This is a genomic window from Stutzerimonas sp. S1 (genome assembly GCF_025966695.1).
Taxonomy (GTDB): domain Bacteria; phylum Pseudomonadota; class Gammaproteobacteria; order Pseudomonadales; family Pseudomonadaceae; genus Stutzerimonas.
In genome coordinates this window covers 379,818-399,519 of sequence record NZ_JAOEIY010000002.1, presented here as the reverse complement: position 1 = coordinate 399,519, position 19,702 = coordinate 379,818, and the positions used below count along the sequence as shown (strand labels likewise).

General features: G+C 64.7%; 15 protein-coding genes. 13 read left to right on the top strand and 2 right to left on the bottom strand.

The annotated features are described in order from the left end of the window. Positions 1-149: 149 nt before the first annotated feature. The 7 genes from glgA (at position 150) to N8H22_RS05710 (ending at position 11,991) form a co-directional block, all read left to right on the top strand. Positions 150-1,700, top strand: coding sequence for a glycogen synthase GlgA (gene glgA, locus N8H22_RS05740; protein ID WP_264589653.1), 1,551 nt, complete (start codon positions 150-152; stop codon positions 1,698-1,700). Positions 1,701-1,709: 9 nt separating this feature from the next. Continuing rightward, positions 1,710-3,482 carry a malto-oligosyltrehalose trehalohydrolase gene (treZ, locus tag N8H22_RS05735; protein WP_264589652.1) on the top strand — a complete coding sequence of 591 codons (1,773 nt, stop codon included), beginning with the start codon at positions 1,710-1,712 and terminating at the stop codon, positions 3,480-3,482. Then, a complete protein-coding gene (gene malQ, locus N8H22_RS05730) occupies positions 3,472-5,547 on the top strand; it encodes a 4-alpha-glucanotransferase (protein ID WP_264589651.1) in 2,076 nt (691 codons plus the stop codon). Before treZ ends, malQ begins: the two co-directional genes overlap by 11 nt. Next, on the top strand, positions 5,544-8,354 hold the full coding sequence (locus N8H22_RS05725; protein ID WP_264589650.1) for a malto-oligosyltrehalose synthase: 2,811 nt from the start codon (positions 5,544-5,546) through the stop codon (positions 8,352-8,354). The genes malQ and N8H22_RS05725 overlap by 4 nt, the downstream gene beginning before the upstream one ends. Next, positions 8,351-8,683, top strand: a complete 333-nt coding sequence (locus N8H22_RS05720; RefSeq protein WP_264589649.1) for a DUF2934 domain-containing protein — start codon at positions 8,351-8,353, stop codon at positions 8,681-8,683. Before N8H22_RS05725 ends, N8H22_RS05720 begins: the two co-directional genes overlap by 4 nt. Positions 8,684-8,764: 81 nt before the next feature. Then, positions 8,765-10,918 (top strand): glycogen debranching protein GlgX, encoded by a 2,154-nt coding sequence (gene glgX / locus N8H22_RS05715; RefSeq protein WP_264589648.1) that lies wholly within the window; start codon positions 8,765-8,767, stop codon positions 10,916-10,918. A gap of 215 nt (positions 10,919-11,133) precedes the next feature. Beyond that, a complete protein-coding gene (locus tag N8H22_RS05710; RefSeq protein WP_264589647.1) occupies positions 11,134-11,991 on the top strand; it encodes a M23 family metallopeptidase in 858 nt (285 codons plus the stop codon). Between the two features lie 32 nt (positions 11,992-12,023). Here the strand turns inward: N8H22_RS05710 and N8H22_RS05705 are convergent, their stop codons facing one another. Beyond that, on the bottom strand, positions 12,024-12,305 hold the full coding sequence (locus N8H22_RS05705) for a DUF2218 domain-containing protein (protein ID WP_264589646.1): 282 nt from the start codon (positions 12,303-12,305) through the stop codon (positions 12,024-12,026). A gap of 28 nt (positions 12,306-12,333) precedes the next feature. Then, a complete protein-coding gene (locus N8H22_RS05700; protein WP_264589645.1) occupies positions 12,334-13,155 on the bottom strand; it encodes a class III extradiol ring-cleavage dioxygenase in 822 nt (273 codons plus the stop codon). A 103-nt stretch (positions 13,156-13,258) separates the two neighbouring features. On the opposite strand from N8H22_RS05700, the gene N8H22_RS05695 reads away from it, so the two are divergent. The 6 genes from N8H22_RS05695 (at position 13,259) to N8H22_RS05670 (ending at position 19,666) form a co-directional block, all read left to right on the top strand. After that, on the top strand, positions 13,259-14,179 hold the full coding sequence (locus N8H22_RS05695) for a LysR family transcriptional regulator (protein ID WP_264589644.1): 921 nt from the start codon (positions 13,259-13,261) through the stop codon (positions 14,177-14,179). Between the two features lie 238 nt (positions 14,180-14,417). After that, a complete protein-coding gene (locus N8H22_RS05690; protein ID WP_264589643.1) occupies positions 14,418-15,683 on the top strand; it encodes a zinc-dependent alcohol dehydrogenase in 1,266 nt (421 codons plus the stop codon). Between the two features lie 17 nt (positions 15,684-15,700). Then, positions 15,701-16,618 carry a DUF72 domain-containing protein gene (locus N8H22_RS05685; RefSeq protein WP_264589642.1) on the top strand — a complete coding sequence of 306 codons (918 nt, stop codon included), beginning with the start codon at positions 15,701-15,703 and terminating at the stop codon, positions 16,616-16,618. Continuing rightward, complete coding sequence (locus N8H22_RS05680; protein WP_264589641.1) at positions 16,615-17,418, top strand: endonuclease/exonuclease/phosphatase family protein; 804 nt, start codon at positions 16,615-16,617, stop codon at positions 17,416-17,418. Before N8H22_RS05685 ends, N8H22_RS05680 begins: the two co-directional genes overlap by 4 nt. Beyond that, positions 17,415-18,677, top strand: a complete 1,263-nt coding sequence (clsB, locus tag N8H22_RS05675; protein ID WP_264589640.1) for a cardiolipin synthase ClsB — start codon at positions 17,415-17,417, stop codon at positions 18,675-18,677. Before N8H22_RS05680 ends, clsB begins: the two co-directional genes overlap by 4 nt. Further along, positions 18,674-19,666, top strand: coding sequence for a lysylphosphatidylglycerol synthase domain-containing protein (locus tag N8H22_RS05670; RefSeq protein WP_264589639.1), 993 nt, complete (start codon positions 18,674-18,676; stop codon positions 19,664-19,666). The genes clsB and N8H22_RS05670 overlap by 4 nt, the downstream gene beginning before the upstream one ends. Positions 19,667-19,702: the final 36 nt, after the last annotated feature.

The following is a 19,702-nucleotide window of genomic DNA, read 5'->3' as shown; positions in this document are numbered from 1 at the left end:
CGCAGCCCTGCACCGCTTTCGGCGGCCTCAAATAATTATTTCCCAGCCTGCTGTGTTCATGGTTGCAACGGTCATCAGATCGTTGCACTGGATAGATATGCTCGTACTGGCGCCGGCGCCTGGAAGCCGGAACACTTGGGGAGATTGTGATGAGTATTGCTGTGAACGCCGGTTCCATCCGCTTGAGCAAGACCCAGCCCGCCATCGCGCTGTCGCCGCGCCCTCTCTTGCAGGTTCGCAGCACTCACGACGACAAGAAGAAGATTCTCTTCGTCACCTCCGAGCTGACCGACCTGATCAAGACCGGAGGCCTCGCCGACGTCTCCGCCGCCCTGCCCCGCGCCCTTGGCGCCTTGCATGACGTGCGTGTGCTGATTCCTGGATACGCTCAGGTGATGCGCAGCGGACACAGCATTCGCGTGGTCGGCAGCCTCAGTGCCCAGGCCGATCTCCCCGCCTGCCGCATCGGCCGGATGGACATGCCCGACGGCTTGATCATCTACGTACTGATCTGCCCGGAACTCTACGAACGTGAAGGCTCGCCCTATGGCGACGGTCACGGCAACGACTGGCCGGACAATCCGATTCGCTTCGCCCGACTGGGCCTGGCTGCCGCCGAGATCGCCGCCGGCACCGCCTGCATCCGCTGGGCCCCCGATCTGGTACATGCGCACGACTGGCCGGCAGGCCTCACCCCCGCCTACATGCACTGGCGCGGGCTGCATACACCCAGCGTGTTCACCATTCACAACCTGGCCTACCAAGGCAATATCGACATGAGTCTGCGCCGCTCGCTGGGCCTGCCGCATGAGGCCAGCGGCCCGGAACGCATGGAGTTCTACGGCAAGCTTTCGCTGCTGAAGGCGGGCATCGCCTACGCCAATCATGTGACCACGGTCAGCGCGACCTATGCCGAGGAAATCACCACGGAGGAATTTGGCTGCGGCATGGAGGGCTTTCTGCGCATGAAGGCTCGTCAGGGCCTGCTCAGCGGCCTGCTCAACGGCATCGACGAAAGCTGGGAGCCGGAAAGCGACCCGCATCTGGTGCGCGGCTTCAGCGCGCGCAACTGGGACGGCAAGGTGGCCAACGCCACTTACGTGCGCGAAGCGTTCGGCCTGGAACTGGATGGCAGCCCGCTGTTCGCCGTGGTGTCGCGTCTAGTGCACCAGAAAGGCGTCGACCTCACCCTCGGCGTGGCCGAAACCATCGTCCGGAACGGCGGCCAGCTGGCCATTCTCGGCCAGGGCGAGCCGCATATCGAAGACGAGGTGCGTGAACTCGCTCGCCGTTATCCCGGCCGCATCGCCGCGCACATCGGCTTCAACGAGAGCGATGCGCGGCGGCTGTTTGCCGGCAGCGATTTCCTGCTGATGCCGTCCCGCTACGAACCCTGCGGCCTCAGCCAGATGTATGCCCAGCGCTATGCCTCGCTGCCGATCGCCCGCCGCACCGGCGGTCTTGCCGATTCCATCGAGGACGGCGTGACCGGGTTCCTGTTCGACGAGACCAGCGTCGCAAGCTATCGCGCCACTGTGCTGCGCGCTCTGGAGGTGCACCGCCGGCCGCAGCTGCACTGCGCCATGCGTTGCCGAGCCATGGCCGCCGGCTTCTTCTGGCGGCATGCCATCGCGCCCTATGACCGGCTGTACCAGCGTTTGCTGGGCGAACGCCACGAGGTCAGTCATTCCATTCCCTGAGGTCATTCAATGCCATCCACGCGAGCCCCTATCGGACAACATGGTCCAGCCCTGCTGGACGCCAACAACACCCGGTTCAGGCTCTGGGCACCCGATGCAGCAACCGTGGCCGTACAGATCGTCGGTGGCGAGACGCTGGCAATGCACCCCGAGAACGACGGCTGGTATGCCGTCGATGCTCCCTACGGCGCGGGCACGCTGTACCGCTTCCTGATCGATGGCGAGCTGCGGGTGCCGGACCCCGCATCCCGCGCACAGGCCGGCGACGTGCACGCTCCGAGCGTGGTGGTCGACCCCCACGATTATCTCTGGCGTCACCCCGGCTGGCAGGGTCGCCCCTGGCACGAAACTGTCCTCTATGAACTGCATGTCGGCCTGCTCGGTGGCTATGCCGGAGTCGAGCGGCAGCTCGCTGACCTGGCGGCGCTGGGCGTCACCGCCATTGAATTGATGCCGATCGCCGAGTTTCCCGGCGACCGCAACTGGGGCTACGACGGGGTACTGCCCTATGCGCCGGAAGCCGCCTACGGCTCGCCAACCGAGCTCAAGCACCTGATCGACACCGCCCACGGCCACGGCCTGATGGTGTTTCTCGACGTGGTCTACAACCATTTCGGCCCGGACGGCAATTACCTGGGGCGCTACGCCAAGCACTTCTTCCGTCACGATCAGCAGACGCCCTGGGGCGATGCCATCGACTTCCGCCGCCGCGAAGTACGGGACTTCTTCATCGACAATGCGCTGATGTGGCTACAGGAGTACCGCTTCGACGGCCTGCGCCTGGACGCGGTGCACGCCATCCCCGATCGCGGCTTTCTCACCGAACTGGCCGAACGGGTGCGCCGCGAGACCGAGCCGGGGCGGCATGTGCATCTGGTGCTGGAGAACGAGGACAACCGCGCCAGCCTGCTGAGCCAGGGCTACACCGCTCAGTGGAACGATGATGGGCACAATGTCCTGCACTGCCTGCTGACTGGCGAGCAGCAGGGCTATTATGCCGACTACCACTCGCACGCCACCGCCAAGCTGGCGCGCTTTCTCGGCGAAGGATTCATCTACCAGGGGCAGGCAAACCGGCGCGGCGAATCGCGCGGCGAACCAAGCAGCCACCTCCCGCCGACGGCCTTCGTGCTGTTTCTGCAGAATCACGACCAGACGGGCAATCGCGCCTTCGGCGAACGCTTGCTCAGCCTTGCCGATCCACAAGCGGTGAAGGCGGCGACCGCGGTACTGCTGCTGTCACCGATGATCCCTCTGCTGTTCATGGGCGAGGAATGGGGTGCGCGCCAGCCGTTCCTGTTCTTCACCAGTCATCACGGCGAATTGGCTGACGCGGTGCGCGAAGGCCGCCGCAGCGAGTTCGCCGAGTTTGGCGAATTTGCCGACGAGCACACCCGCGAACGCATTCCCGACCCGAACGCCCCGGCAACCTTCGCCAGCTCCGCCCCGGACTACCAGGCCCGTCAAGCGCCTGGTCACGCCGAGTGGCTGGCGCTGTATCGCGAACTGTTGCAGCTGCGCCATGCGCAGATCATCCCGCGCCTGCCCGGTTCACGCTTCCTCGGCGCCGAGGTGCTTGCCGAGGCCGCAGTGCAGGCACGCTGGCGGCTGGGCGACGGCAGCCTGTTGCAGCTGATGCTCAACCTCGGCAGCGAGAACCTACCGGTGGAGCCGCCCGCTGAGCACGCGCGACTGCTGTACGCCAGCTGCGCTAAACCGTCCCGCGACCAACTTCCGGCTCATGCCGCCCTGCTGTATCTGGAGGATCACCATGAGCGATGAGCGTCTTTACCACCTCGCCACGGCGGCCGGTCTGTCAATCGACTGGGTGGACGCCGACGGTCGCGACCAGCGCGTCGAGCCTGCGGTACTGCGCGCCGTGCTCGCCGGGCTGGGACTGCCGGCCGACACCACGGACGCTATCGAAAGCAGCCTCGCCTCGCTGCACAACGGCGGCGAGCATGACCTGCCACCGCTGCTCACGGGTGACGTGCACCACCCAGTCGCACTTGGCGCCTATTGCACCCCGGGAACGCCCTATCAGCTGGAACGCGAGGACGGCAGCCGTCACGACGGCCAACTGGATGCGCACAGCCAGCTTCCGGCTATCGACATGTCCGGCTACCACCGACTGCATATCGGCGATCGCGACGTAACGCTGGCCATCGCACCAGCGTCCTGTCCCACGGTTGGCCAGCTGGCAGGCGATGATGCCTGGGGCCTGACCGTGCAGCTCTACAGCCTGCGCCGGCCGGGCGATGGCGGGTTGGGTGACACCCAGGCGCTGGAAGCCCTGGCGCGCAATGCCGCCGCCCACGGTGCCGATGCGCTGGGTATCAGCCCCGTGCATGCGATGTTCAGTGCCCATCACAACCACTACAGTCCCTATTCGCCCTCCAGCCGGTTGTTCTACAACGTGCTGCACAGTGCTCCCGGCAGCATTCTGGGCGAACGGCCGCTGCGCCAGGCGATCCAGCACTGCGATCTACAGCAGGAGCTGGAGCATCTGGAACAACTGGAGCTGATCGACTGGCCGCGGGTGGCCAAGGCCCGACAGTGCCTGTTGCGCGCGCTGTTCGATGACTTCACCACCGGCGGCAACGCCCAGCAGCAGGATTTCGACAGCTTCCGCGCGGCCGGCGGGGAAGCGCTGGAGAATCACTGCCGCTTCGAGGCGCTACACGCCACCCTGCTCGACCACCACGGCTATCCGCAACACTGGCGCGACTGGCCGGAGCAGTACCGCGACCCGCAGAACCCGGCGGTCCAGCGCTTCGCCGAGGAGCACGCCGATGCGGTGAGCTTTCATGCATTCGCCCAGTGGCTTACCGCGCGCGGTCTGGAACGCGCGCAGGTGGCTGCGCGCAGCGCTGGCATGCGTATCGGTCTGATCAGCGACCTGGCAGTAGGCGCCGATGGCGGCGGCAGTCAGGCCTGGAGCCGTCAGGATGAAGTGCTGGCCACGCTCAGCATCGGCGCGCCGCCGGACATCCTCAACCGGTCCGGGCAGAACTGGGGGCTGGCGGCATTCTCGCCGCGCGGACTCAAGCGCAACGGCTACCGTGCCTTCATCGAGATGCTGCGGGCCAACCTTGCCCATGCCGGCGGCATGCGCATCGACCACGTGATGGGTCTGATGCGCCTGTGGGTGATGCCCGCCGGAGCCGATCCCACCCAGGGCGCCTACCTGAACTATCCCTTCGATGACCTGCTGCGTCTGCTGACACTGGAAGCCTGGCGACACAAGACGGTCATCCTCGGCGAGGATCTGGGCACCGTGCCCAGCGGCCTGCGCGACAAGCTCGCCGCCCGCGGCCTCCTCGGCATGCGCGTGCTGCTGTTCGAGCGCGACGGTGCGGCGCACTACCTGCCGGCCATGCACTGGTCCAGCCATGCGCTGGCCACCACCACGACCCACGATATTCCCACGGTCAGCGGTTGGTGGCAGGGCCACGATATCGACTGGCGCATCCGCGTCGGCCAGGTGGATGCCGATGCCCGCCAGCAGCAGATCGAGGAACGCGAACGCGAACGCGCCGGGCTCAATCGCATCTTGCGTGAAGACTCCGGCCAGCCGGGTGACGAGCTGCTCAGCGCCGAAGCCGCGGTGGACGCCGCCGCCTGCTTCCTTGGCCATACTCCGGCGCCCCTGGTGCTGCTGCCAGTGGAGGATGCACTGGGCCTCAGCGAGCAAACCAACATGCCCGGCATCGTCGAAACCCATCCCAACTGGCGCCGTCGCTATCCGCATGACAGCGCCAGCCTGCTCGACGGTCCGACCTGCAGTCGCCGTTTGCACTGCCTGAGCAAGGCACGTCACGACCACCGCGGAGGGAGCCGGCGATGAAGCCTCTAAGCGCCACGCTACGCCTGCAGTTTCATCGCGACTTCACCCTCGACGATGCCACCGCGCTGGTCGACTACTTCGCCGCGCTCGGCATCAGTCACATCTACGCCTCGCCGCTGCTTACCGCCCGTCCCGGATCCATGCATGGCTACGACGTGATCGACCCGACGCGCATCAACCCGGAACTGGGCGGTGAACCCGCCCTGCAGCGTCTGGTGACGGCGTTGCGCGCCAAGGGCATGGGGCTGATTCTGGACATCGTCTCCAACCACATGGCCGTCGGCGGTGCCGGCAACGCCTGGTGGCTGGACGTACTGGAATGGGGCCGGCGCAGCCCCTACGCACAGTTCTTCGATATCGAATGGAACTCGCCCGATCCGCTGCTCGAAGGTCAGCTGCTGGTGCCCTTCCTCGGTAGCGATTACGGCGAGGCGCTGCAACAGGGCAGTATTCCCCTGCGCCTGGATGTGGAAAACGGTGCCCTGTACGCGCAGCACTATGAGCACCGCTTTCCGCTGACACCGCCGAGCTACGGCGAAGTGTTGCGCCAGACCGACCATCCCCATCTACGCACCCTCGCCCAGCATTTCGACGCGCTGAAGACCGAACCAGCCCCCTACCTCACCGCCCGCAAGCTACGCGCGGAACTCGCCCAGCAGCTCGAAGACAGCGACACCCGGCAACAACTGGAGCAGGCGCTGAAGCTGTACGACTCCACCACCGCTGAGGGTTTCCAGCGGCTGCACGCACTGCTCGAACGCCAGCATTACCGCCTGGCCAGCTGGCGGACCGCTGCCGACGACATCAACTGGCGGCGCTTCTTCGACATCAACGAACTTGGCGGCCTGCGCGTTGAACGTCCGGTGGTGTTCGAGGAGACCCACGCAAAGATCTTCGAACTGGTCGCCGACGGGCTGATCGATGGCCTGCGCATCGACCATGTCGACGGACTGGCCGACCCGCGCGCCTACTGCCGTCGCCTGCGCCGTCGGGTAGACCGCTTGAACGCCGCGCGCCCACCGGAAGCCACGCAGGATCACGTGCCGATCTACGTGGAAAAGATTCTCGCCGGTGGCGAGCAGCTACATGACGACTGGGGCGTGGACGGCACAACCGGTTACGAGTTCATGAATCAGGTGTCGCTGTTGCAGCACGATCCCGCTGGAGAAGCACCGCTCTGTGCGCTCTGGAGCGATACCAGCGGACGCGCCGCCGACTTCATGGAAGAAGCCCGCCAGGCCCGCCAACTGGTGCTGACCGGACCGCTGGCCGGCGATTTCGAAACCGTGGCCCAAGCGCTGCTGCAGGTTGCACGCGGTGATGTGATGACGCGCGACATCACCCTTGGCGCAATCCGCCGCGCCCTGCTGGAGCTGATCGTCCATTTTCCGGTCTATCGCACCTACATTGCCGCACCGGGTCGTCGCGCTGCCGATGAACCCTTTTTCCGGCAAGCGCTGGAAGGCGCCCGCACCACCCTCGCGGAAAGCGAGTGGCCGCTGCTTGAGCATTTGCAACGCTGGCTCGGCGGGGAAAGTCTGCGCCAACTGCCGCGGGGTCCACTGCGCAAGCTGCGACGCTATGCCTGCACACGCTTCCAGCAGCTCACCTCGCCCGCCGCGGCCAAGGCCGTGGAAGACACCGCCTGCTATCGCTCGGGCGTGCTCTTGTCCCGTAACGATGTCGGCTTCGATCCCCAGCGTTTCAGCGCGCCGCCGAGTGACTTTCACGCCGAGTGCGCACAACGCGCCGAGCGGCTGCCGCACAACCTGCTGACCACTGCGACCCACGATCACAAGCGCGGCGAGGACACCCGTGCGCGCATCGCGGCGCTCAGTGAACGCCCGGACTGGTTCGCCGGCAAGGTGCGCGAGTGGCGCGAACTGGCCGCGGGCCAGATGCAGTCTCTGGATGATGGCCCGGCACCCTCGCCTGCCGATGAACTGCTGCTGTTCCAGACCCTGCTCGGCAGCTGGCCACTGGAGCTGCGGCCGGACGACCTGGACGGCCTGCACGACTATTGTGAGCGCATCCTGCAATGGCAGCAGAAGGCAGTGCGCGAAGCCAAATTGCGCAGCACCTGGGCTGCGCCCAACGACGCCTACGAAACCGCTTGTCGCCACTACGTGGAAAACCTGCTGCTAGGCGAGCACGCACAGCTGCGCACCCAGATCGCCGCCGCGGCCGCTGAACTGGCCCCAGCCGGAGCCTTGAACAGCCTTGCCCAGACGCTTTTGCGCATGACCACACCCGGTGTGCCCGATCTCTATCAGGGCGCCGATTACTGGGACTTCAGCCTAGTCGACCCGGACAACCGGCGGCCGGTGGACTTCGCCGCCCGTCAGGCCGGCTTCGATCCTCACGCCACGCCGGCCCAGCTGCTGGCCGACTGGCACGATGGTCGCATCAAGCAGTGGCTGATCGCCCGCACGCTGAGCCTGCGTCTGGCACAGCCCGGCCTGTTCGGCACCGGGCGCTACCTGCCGCTGACCGTCGAGGGTGCGCAGGCCGAGCATTTGCTGGCCTTCGCTCGCGAACTGAATGACGACTGGCTGGTGGTGCTGGTACCGCGTCTGACCTACACGCTACTGGACGGCCGTCGCGTTCCGCTGATCGCCGCCGAGCGTTGGGCGGATACGCGGGTGCTGCTGCCCGAGGCGCTGGACGGTCGGGAATTCACGCGACTTTTTTCCAACAACGCAGTCACATTTCAACGAGCCGGTTTGAGCGTGGCGCAGGTACTCGACGAGCTGTCCGTGGAGGTCCTGCACACACCCAAGCGTTCATCAGGAGAATCCAAACAATGACTTCCGAAGAGCAACGTATCCGCGAATTCGCTTACCAGATCTGGCAGTCCGAAGGCTGCCCGCACGGCCAGGATGAACGCCACTGGGAAATGGCCCGCAAGCTCGTCGAAGCGGAAAACGGTATTCCTACCGCCAAGCCGGCCAGCCGCAGCCGCAAGACGGCTACCAAGCCCACCGATGTCAGTGCCGTGAGCACCACGCCAGTGGTCAAACCGGCCAGCAAGCCACGGACTACCAGAGCTGCGCCCAAACAAGACGCCACGCTCCAGGCTGGTGCAGAGCAGCCCGCGAAGAAGCCGCGAAGTCCGCGTGCCAAGAAGGACGTCTAGGCAGCCGCCGCATACGCGTCCCGACCTTGACCGCCCCCGCATGTGCCGGGGCGTCCCCCTCATGCCCGCTACGGAGTTTTCATGAGCAGTAAGCAAAAGAACCCCGCTCCACAGGTCATGACTCCGTCACGGATTCGCGAGGGACTGCCGTTTCCCCTCGGGGCAACCTGGGATGGGCTGGGGGTGAATTTCGCGATCTTCTCGGCGCACGCCACCAAGGTCGAGCTGTGTCTGTTCGATGCATCTGGCGAAACCGAAATAGAGCGCATCGAATTGCCTGAATACACCGACGAGATCTGGCACGGCTATCTGCCCGATGCTCATCCGGGGCAGATCTATGGTTACCGCGTCTACGGGCCGTATGAACCGGAAGCCGGCCATCGCTTCAACCCCAACAAGCTGCTGATCGACCCCTACGCCAAGCAGCTGGTGGGCGAGCTGCGCTGGTCCGAGGCACTGTTCGGCTACACCATCGGTCACCCGGATGGCGACCTCAGTTTCGACGAGCGTGACAGCGCCCCCTTCGTACCCAAGTGCAAGGTTATCGACCCAGCCTTCACCTGGGGCCGCGACCATCCGGTGCGGGTGCCGTGGGACAAGACGATCATCTACGAAACCCACGTGCGCGGTTACACCATGCGCCATCCCGCCGTCGCCGAAGAGATGCGCGGCACCTTCGCCGGCTTCAAGACACCGGAGGTCATCGACTACATCCGCAAACTCGGCGTCTCATCAATCGAGTTCCTGCCGATCCATGCCTTCGTCCAAGACCAGCATCTGCTGGAAAAGGGCATGACCAACTACTGGGGTTACAACAGCATCGCCTTCTTCGCCCCGCACCCGAAGTACCTGGCCAGCGGCAAGATCAGCGAGTTCAAGGAAATGGTCGCGCACCTGCACAACGCCGACCTCGAGGTGATCCTCGATGTGGTCTACAACCATACCGCCGAAGGCAACGAGCTGGGTCCGACGCTCTCCATGCGCGGCATCGACAACGCCACCTACTATCGCTTGATGCCAGAAGACAGGCGTTACTACATCAACGATTCGGGCACCGGCAACACGCTGGACATGAGCCACCCCTGCGTGTTGCAGATGGTCACCGATTCGCTGCGCTACTGGGCGCAAGAGATGCACGTCGACGGCTTTCGCTTCGACCTGGCGACGATTCTCGGCCGTGAACACGACGGCTTCGACGAGCGCCATAGCTTTCTCGTCGCCTGCCGCCAGGACCCGGTCCTGGCGCAGACCAAACTCATTGCCGAGCCCTGGGACTGCGGTCCTGGCGGCTATCAGGTGGGCGGTTTCCCACCGGGCTGGGCGGAGTGGAACGATCAATTCCGCGACACGGCACGGGCCTTCTGGAAGGGCGATGACGGCCAGCTGGCCGACTTCGCCAGTCGCCTGACCGGCTCCGGCGACCTGTTCAACGAACGCGGACGCCGGCCGTTCAGCTCAATCAACTTCGTCACCGCCCATGACGGCTTCACCCTCAAGGACCTGGTGTCCTACAACGACAAGCACAACGAAGACAACGACGAGGGCAATCGCGACGGCAGTGACAACAACCTGTCGTGGAACCATGGCGTTGAAGGGCCGAGCGACGACCCGGAAATCAATACGCTGCGTTACCGGCAGATGCGCAACTTCTTCGCCACGCTGCTGTTCTCCCAGGGCACGCCGATGATCGTGGCCGGCGACGAGTTCGCTCGCACCCAGCATGGCAACAACAACGCCTACTGCCAGGACAGCGAAATCGGCTGGGTGAACTGGGATATCAGCGAAGACAGCTACGGGTTGCTGGCCTTCGTGCGCAAGCTGATCCGCCTGCGCCAGCGCTTCCCGATGCTGCGCCGCGGCCGTTTCCTGGTCGGCGCCTACAACGAGGAACTAGGCGTCAAGGACGTCACCTGGCTGGCACCGAACGCCGAAGAGATGACCATCGAGCAGTGGGAAAGCGCACACAACCGCTGCATGGGCATGCTGCTCGACGGCCGCGCCCAACCCACCGGCATCCGCCGCGCCGGTTCCGACGCGACCTTGCTGATCATCGTCAACGCTCATCATGACCTGGTGAACTTCACCCTCCCGGACGTGGCACAGGGGATCTACTGGAATCGGCTGGTGGATACCAACAACCCCACCGCGCGCCCCGAGCGCTTCGATTTCGGCGCGCAATATGCCGTCACCGGCCGCTCGCTGCTGTTGCTGGAGCTGATCAAGGAAGAGGACTGATCGGGGCCACATCCCGGCAGCGAACGCCGTCGATGGTGTCGCACCGCCCTGCTCCTGCCGATTGCTACCGGCGCAGGACAATCGTTGCATTGCGCGACGTGCGGTAGTGAACCTGGCGCTCGCCGATCAGTCCCAACCCCAACGCGCCATTCACGAACTGGCGGAATGTCCTGCCGGCAGCGGCAGCAATCCCTTTACGTGACGGATCACAGACGATGCTCTCATTCAGACTTTTTCTCTGCACGGCGTTGCTGGCACTGGGTCCTGCAGTCAGCACCCCGCTCTTCGCCTCCAGCGCCGCCAGCAAGCAGAGCGCCACCGCCACCAAAGCGGGTAACGTGCGCCTGCTCATCCAGCGCGCCGGCAACGGCAAAGCGATGGTCGTCAGCAATACGCTGGATGTGCCGGTGGAAGTGACCCTGCGCCTGACGCGCATGGTCAACGTCGCCGGCGTCGGCAAGGGGGTGATTCGCAAGACCGTGCCGGCCAACAGTCAGCTCCGCATCGCCACATTGCGCAAGCGCCAGGCGGGCTATCCGCTGATGTACCGACACACCTTCAGCTACGGCCTGATCTATTCGCCGGAACCCGGCAAGCGGGGCAACGTCGGCGGCCATGCCTATGCCCTGCCATGGAAAGGCGGCCCGTTCCGCATTTCCCAGGGCGCCGGCGGCGACTTCAGCCATAACTCACCGCGCGGTCGCTATGCCGTGGATATCGCCATGCCAGTGGGCACGCCAATCATCGCCGCACGCGAGGGCACCGTGGTGAAGGTACGCAACAGCCAGGGCGGACGCTTTCCCGACCCTGCCGGCAACCATGTACGGGTCCGGCATGACGACGGCACTCATGGTGCCTACCTGCATCTGCAACGCGGTTCGGTGCAGGTCAAGCCCGGGCAACGGGTGAAGACCGGCACCTTGCTCGGCAAATCCGGCAACACCGGCCGCAGCACCGGGCCACACCTGCACTTCGTGGTGCAGAAGGCACACGGCGAAGCACTGGTATCCATCCCGTTCCGCTTCGATCGGCCGGTGAACTCGCTGCCGAACTTCGCGCTGAGCGAGAAGTAACGGCAGCTCGCCTTTTCATCCGAACACTAGCTTCAGTGCTGCCAGGCGATCTCCAGCGGCTCATCACCTGCCATGCGCACCAGATGATCGGCGACCACCGTCTGCAGGCGCTGCAGTTGCTCCGGATCGCTGGCCTGCAAGCGGGCATCCAGCCAACCCTCTCCCGCACGCAGACTGCACTGGCCGATAGGCAGTTCGATGTCACCGCCGTGCTCGTTCAGCTGTACCGGAAACTTGTGACGCCAGTGATTGCACAGGCGTTTGATCAACCTGTCTGGGTTCGCTGCGACGATCCGCGCGTCAGTGGTGTGCATGTGCATTTCCTTGATGAAGGTGGATGCCTCAGTCGAAGCGATAGGCCGACAGCGTGGTTTCCATGACCCTGTCAGCAAACACCTTGCGGCCGCGGGAAGCCCCCGCCGCGCCGGCCGCCACCAGCAATGGCAGCAGGTGCTCTTCTGCTCGCTGCGGGTGACAGAGCCGCGCGGCAGGCGCCTGCTCCCAGCGTTGCAGGGCGTCGTCGCGCTGCTCGGGTGGCGCTTCCACGGCGGCACTGAGCCAGCGGTCGAACTCACTCGATATCGGGCCGAAGCGGGCGTCGCCATAGCCGCGCATGTTGTGGAAGCTCATACCGCTGCCGACGATCAGAATGTTTTCATCGCGCAATGGTTCCAGCGCCCGCCCCGCCTCGATGTGCGCCAGTGGATCGAGATCGTTGCGCAACGACAGCTGCACCACCGGAATATCCGCGTGCGGGAACATCAGCTTCAGCGGGATGAACATGCCGTGGTCGAAGCCGCGCTGCGGGTCCTCGGTGGCCGCCAGGACTGACTGGCCGAGCAACGTGGCGATGCGTGCAGCCAGCTCCGGCTCACCCGGCGCGGGGTAACGCAACTCATAGGTATGTGCCGGGAAACCGTAATAGTCATAGATCAGCTCCGGGCGCGCTGCGCTGGTGACGCTGAATGCCGGCTGCAGCCAGTGCGCGGAAATCATCACGATGGCCCGCGGACGCGCCGGCAGGCTGGCGGCGATGCCCTTTAGGAATTCGGCCATGGCGTTCCAGGCGGTTGGTGGATTCCAGTCCATGAAGAAACACGGCCCCGCTCCATGCGGTACGAACAGTGTCGGCATGCGCGGCGGCTTGCAGGTGGTGGCAGTCATGGCATGGCTCCAGCGGATTGAATGCGTGCAGTATGAATTACACTCAAGAACGCCAGAACCCAGCAAAATTCGCTAACAGTTCGTACTGCCAGTAGGAAATCAAATGCTCGACCGCCTAACCGGAATGCGCGTTTTCGTACGTGCGGCCAGCGCTGGAAGTCTTTCGGCGGCCGCCCGACACCTGGGCATGTCGCCGGCAATGGCCACCAAGCATGTCGATGCGCTGGAGGCTCGCCTGGGCGTCAAGCTGTTTCACCGGACCACGCGCCGCTTGAGCCTGACCGAAGCCGGTCATCACTACCTGGAAGCCTGCCAACGCATCCTCCCGGAAATCGACGAAGTCGAAGCCAGCGTCGCTTCGCAACGGGTCGACGCTACGGGCCTGCTACGACTGAACGCGCCACTTTCGTTCGGCACGCATTACCTCGCACCAGTGATGCCGGCCTTCAGCCGGCGCCACCCGGCAGTCAAGGTGGAGCTGGGGTTGACCGACAGCCAGGTCGATCTGCTGGAGGGTGGCTGGGACATGGCCGTACGTATCGGCCGGCTCGCCGACAGTCCGTTGCAGGCCCGGCGACTGGCCGATTGTCCGATGCTGGTCTGCGCCGCGCCGAGCTATCTGGAACAGCGCGGTATGGTGCGCCGGGTCGCCGAGTTGGCCCAGCACAATTGCCTGGGTTACACCCTGTCGTCCGTGGTCGGTAGTAGCGAATGGCGATTCGGCCGGGACGGTAATCTGAGAGTCACTGTGCAGGGCGACCTGCTCGCCAACAATGGCGATGCCCTGGTCGCCGCTGCCATTGGTGGCCAGGGATTGATCTACCAGCCGCAGTTCATCGTTGCCGACGCGCTGCGCCGCGGTGAGCTGGTCGCGCTGGAACTGGACCAGCCGACCCTGCAACTGGGTGGCGTGTACGTGCTCTACCCGCCCGAGCGCCGCCCGCCAGCCAAGGTGCGGGCGATGATCGACTACCTGGTCGAGGTCTTCTCCGGCGAGGCGCCCTGGAGTCTGGCGCCACGCTGACACCTGCCATACGCCTGACCAGGCGTAAAAAAAGATGAACCGCCACATTCGGCACCAGTCGGAATAGATGCGCTCGCTGAGAAAACGCGCTGCGCCGGAACCGGCCCTGCCGCGCCTGTAGCCGGCACGGGGTGTCCGCTATCGGCGGCAGCCCTCGTTATAGCGGCCGTCACGAACCTACCAGCGAAGCCGTCGAGCGACCTTGTTGCGTTGGCTCGACGTGCGTAACGGAGTAGTCATGAAAGCTGTTGTCTATCACGCCGTTGGCGACATACGTCTGGAGGATGTGCCCGAACCGCGCATCCAGGCCCCGACCGATGCCATCGTGCGCATCACTGCCTCTGCCATCTGCGGTACCGATCTGCATTTCGTGCGCGGCACCGTCAGCGGCATGCAGCCGGGCACGATTCTCGGCCACGAGGGCGTCGGTATCGTCGAAGAGCTCGGAGAGGATGTGCGCAACCTGCAAATCGGCGACCGCGTGGTCATCCCGTCGACCATCGCCTGCGGCAACTGCGCGTACTGCCGGGCCGGTTATTTCGCCCAGTGCGACGTCGCCAACCCCAACGGCAAGGAAGCCGGTACCGCGTTCTACGGTGGTCCTGCTGCCACCGGCGCCTTCCATGGGCTGCAAGCGGAAAAGGCGCGCATTCCCTTCGCCAATATCGGTCTGGTCAAGCTGCCGAGCGAGATCAGCGACGACCAGGCCATCCTGCTCTCGGACATCTTCCCCACCGGCTATTTCGGTGCCGAGATGGCTGAAATCGGCACCGGCGACACCGTCGCGGTATACGGCTGCGGCCCGGTCGGCCAGTTCGCCATCGCCAGCGCGAGACTGCTCGGCGCCGGGCGCGTGTTCGCGATCGACCAGTACCCCGACCGGCTGCGCGCCGCCCAGCGGCAGGGCGCGGAGATCATTGACTTCACCCGCGAGGAGCCGGTCGAGACCCTGAAACGGCTCACTGGCGGCATTGGCGTCGATCGGGTGATCGATGCGGTCGGGGTGGACGCCGAGCATAGCTGTTGCAACGGGGCGGATGCGGCCCCGGCCAGCGACTCGCAGTGGCAACCCGGCAACGCGCCGGCGCAAGCCCTGGAATGGGCCGTACAGAGTCTGGCCAAGGCCGGCACCCTGTCGATCATCGGCGTCTACCCAGCCGAGGCCATGCGCTTTCCCATCGGCATGGCGATGAACAAGAACATCACCATCAACATGGGCAACTGCCACCACCGCAAGTACATCCCGCGGCTGATCGAGATGATCCAGGCGCGCCGAATCGACCCGGCGAAAATCCTCACCCAGGTCAAGCCGATGGCGGATGCGATCGCCGCGTTCGAGGCATTCGACCGCCGCGACAACGGCTGGATCAAGGTCCAACTGCAGCCGCAGGCGAGTACCTCAGCGGCCAGCGGCGGTTCTCGTCAGGGCGAGGAGAAACTCGACGAGGCGATCGCCGAGACCTTTCCGGCAAGCGACCCGACCGCGCCGCAAAACCCGCGCTAGACGGAACGAGACGGACGATGGCAGGCATTCACATCGGCATTTCCGGCTGGCGCTACGCGCCCTGGCGCGGGGATTTCTATCCCAAAGGCCTTAAGCAGAAGGACGAGCTGCATTTCGCCTCGCGGGCGGTCAGCAGCATCGAGATCAATGGATCGTTCTACGCCCTGCAGACACCGGAGCGCTATGCCTCCTGGTATGCCGAGACGCCGCCGGGTTTCGTCTTCAGCGTCAAGGCGCCACGTTTCATCACCCATGTGAAGCGCCTGCGTGAGGTGGAAAAGCCCATCGCCAACTTCTTTGCCTCGGGGATCTTCGCCTTGCGCGACAAGCTGGGGCCGCTGCTCTGGCAGTTCCCGCCATCGTTCCGGTACGAGCCGGACACCTTCGAGGCATTCCTCGCCCAGCTGCCCCACGATACCGCGGCTGCCCTGGCCATCGCCAAGGGCTGCGAACCCCGCATGGCCGGGCGGAGCTTGTTGCAGATCGACCGCAAACGGCGGCTGCGCCATGCCGTGGAGATCCGCCATGAGAGCTTCGTCGACGCCAGCTTCGTCGCCCTGCTGCGCAAACACCGGGTGGCACTGGTGGTCGCCGATACCGCCGGCAAGTGGCCTTACCGCGAGGACCTCACCAGCGACTTCGTCTACATCCGTCTGCATGGCGCGGAGCAGCTGTATACCAGCGGCTACACCGAGCAGGCGCTGGACGCCTGGAGCCGGCGCATCCGTCGCTGGAGCAACGGCTCGCAACCGGACGACGCGCAACTCATCACCCCGCGCAAGCCGCCGCGGCGGCGGGCCCGCGACGTGTACTGCTACTTCGATAACGATGTGAAGGTCCGGGCTCCGTACGACGCACGCCAGTTGCTGCGCCGTCTGGACCTGGAGCAAGACCTGGAAACCACGCCGGGCCAGTTGGAAGGAGCATTAGCGTGACCCTGGAAAAAGACCATGTACTCGACAGCAGCGATCTGGATGCGCACCTGTCCACCGCCGTCCATTCGGTCCATGTGCTCACCGTGAACACCCACAAGGGATTCACCGCATTGAACCGCCGCTTCATCCTGCCGGAACTGCGCGAAGCGGTGCGCGCCGTGTCGGCGGACATTGTGTTCCTGCAGGAAGTCCTGGGCACGCACGAGAAGCATGCGCTGCGCTTTCACAACTGGCCGCAGACGCCGCAGTACGAATTCCTCGCCGACAGTATCTGGACCGATTTCGCCTACGGCCGCAACGCGGTGTACCCGGACGGCGATCACGGCAACGCCCTGCTGTCGAAATTCCCGATCCTGCGCTACGAGAACCTCGACGTTTCCATTGCCGGTCCGGAGCGCCGCGGCCTGCTGCACAGCGTGCTGCAGGTGCCCGGCCATGAGGAGTTCCACGCCATCTGTGTCCACCTGGGCTTGCGTGAAGCTCATCGTCAGCAGCAGCTGGCGCTGCTCTGCGATCTGCTCGACTCGCTGCCCGAAGGCGCTCCGGTGGTAGTGGCCGGCGACTTCAACGACTGGCGACTGAAGGCGACGCAAACGCTGGACCGTTGCGCCGGCCTGCATGAGGTATTCGCCGTTTCCCAGGGGCAGGTCGCCAAGACCTTCCCGGCACGCTGGCCGCTGCTGCGCCTGGACCGCATCTACGTGCGTAACGCCACCAGCCACCGCGCGACGATTCTCGGCAACAAACCCTGGACACACTTGTCGGATCATCTGCCCCTGGCGGTGGAGATACATCTATGAAATTCCATTGGCGAGACGGAAATCGACTGCAGTTGCTGGAAAACGGCGAGGAGTTCTTCCCGTCCGTATTCGAGGCGATTGCCAAGGCCGAAAAGGAGGTGCTGCTGGAAACCTTCATCCTCTTCGAGGACAAGGTCGGTGCCGAGCTGCAGCAGGCGCTGATCCGCGCCGCCGAGAATGGCGCCACGGTCGATATCACCGTGGACGGCTACGGCTCGGCGGATCTGCGCGGGGAATTCGTCGCCGCGATGACCCGCGTCGGTATCCGCATCCACATGTTCGACCCTGGCAAACGCTTTCTGGGCACCCGCCTCAATGTGTTTCGCCGGCTGCATCGCAAGATCGTCGTGGTCGATGCCGAAGTCGCCTATATCGGCGGCATCAACTTTTCCGCCGACCATCTGGGCGATTTCGGTCCTGCCGCCAAGCAGGACTACGCCATGCGTGTTGAAGGTCCCGTCGTGCATGACATCCACCGCTTTGCCCTTTCCGCGCTGGCTCCGGCACAGGCGCCGCGGCGCTGGTGGCAGCGTCGACCGCCGCAGCCGGCCAACACCCATGTTGGCATCAGTCGCGGCGAAGCCAGGGCGCTGCTGGTTACCCGCGACAACGACGAACACCGCAACGATATCGAGCAGCAATACTTGCAGGCGATTCGAGATGCGCGCTCCAGGCTATTGATTGCAAACGCCTATTTCTTTCCCGGTTATCGCGTGTTGCGTGAGATACGCAATGCCGCGCGGCGCGGCGTACGGGTGCGGCTGATTCTGCAGGGCGAACCGGACATGCCGATCGCCAAGTTCGGCGCGCGCATGCTCTACAACTATCTGATGCGCGATGGCGTGGAAATTCACGAATACTGCCGGCGGCCATTGCACGGCAAAGTGGCGCTGGCCGACTACGAGTGGTCGACGGTAGGTTCGAGCAATCTCGATCCGCTGAGTCTGTCGCTGAATCTGGAAGCCAACCTGATCATTCGGGATCACAGCTTCAATCGCCAGCTGCACGAGAAGCTGGACGAGCTGATGCAGAATCATTGCCGGCGCATACCGATGGAACGCATCGTGCGCGGCTTCTGGTGGCGTGCGCCGCTGGCCTTCCTGATCTTCCACTTCCTGCGGCACTTTCCCGAGCTGGTCGGCCTGTTTCCGGCGCACAAACCGAAGCTGCAGCTGCTCGACCCCGCCGCGGAACCAACCCCGCCGCCACCTGTGGCGAGCTCTCCGAGTCCTTCGACCCTGCAGCGAGATCGTCCATGAGTCAGAGCTCCGAGGCTGCACAAGGCGGCGGCTGGCGGCGACACTGGCCGCTGCTGAAGAAAATCCTCACCTATGGCTTCTTCGTGCTGGTGACGGTGCTGCTGGTGAGCCTGGCGCGCAAGCTCGATTGGGCGGAGGTCTACAGCACGTTGCGCAACTACCGCACCGAGACGCTGTGGATGGCCGGCGCGGCGATGGTCGGCAGCTACGTCGTTTACTGTTTCTTCGACGTACTGGGCAAAGGCTATGCGCGGCACCAGCTACCGCTACGGCAGATTCTGCCGGTTACCTTCGTCTGCTATGCGTTCAACCTCAACCTCAGCGCCTGGGTGGGCGGCATCGCCTTGCGCTACCGGCTGTACTCGCGGCTCGGCCTGCGCCCGTCGCAGATCACCCGGGTGTTCACCCTGAGCCTGCTGACCAACTGGCTGGGTTACATGTGGCTGGCCGGCGTGATCTTCGCCATGGGCTGGATCAGCCCGCCAGCGAGCTGGGAGATTGGCACCGGCGCGCTGCGCCTGCTGGGCGTGGTGCTGGTGGGTGTCTGTCTGGTCTATCTGGGGTTGTGCGGGTTTTCCAAACGGCGCTCGTGGACGATCCGTCAGCACGAGATCGATCTGCCGTCGCTGCGTCTGGCATTGGTGCAGCTGTTGCTGGGCGCACTGAACTGGGGGCTAATGGCGTTGGTGGTGTACTTCATGCTGTCGCAGAAGGTCGCCTATCCAGAGGTGCTGGGTATTCTGATGATCAGCAGCATCGCCGGCGTGGTCACGCATATTCCAGCCGGGCTCGGCGTGATCGAGGCGGTGTTTGTCGCCCTGCTCGCCGACGAGATGAGCAAGGGCGCCATCGTCGGCGGGTTGATCGGCTACCGGGTCATCTACTTTCTGATACCGCTGCTGGTTGCCACGCTGGTCTACGTGGTGCTCGAAGCTCGGGCGAAGAAGTTACGGCGCAACAACCAGCGCCCCGATGCGCCGGCAGCCTGAACGGGCACAGCGTAAGCACAAAGGCCGGCTTGATAG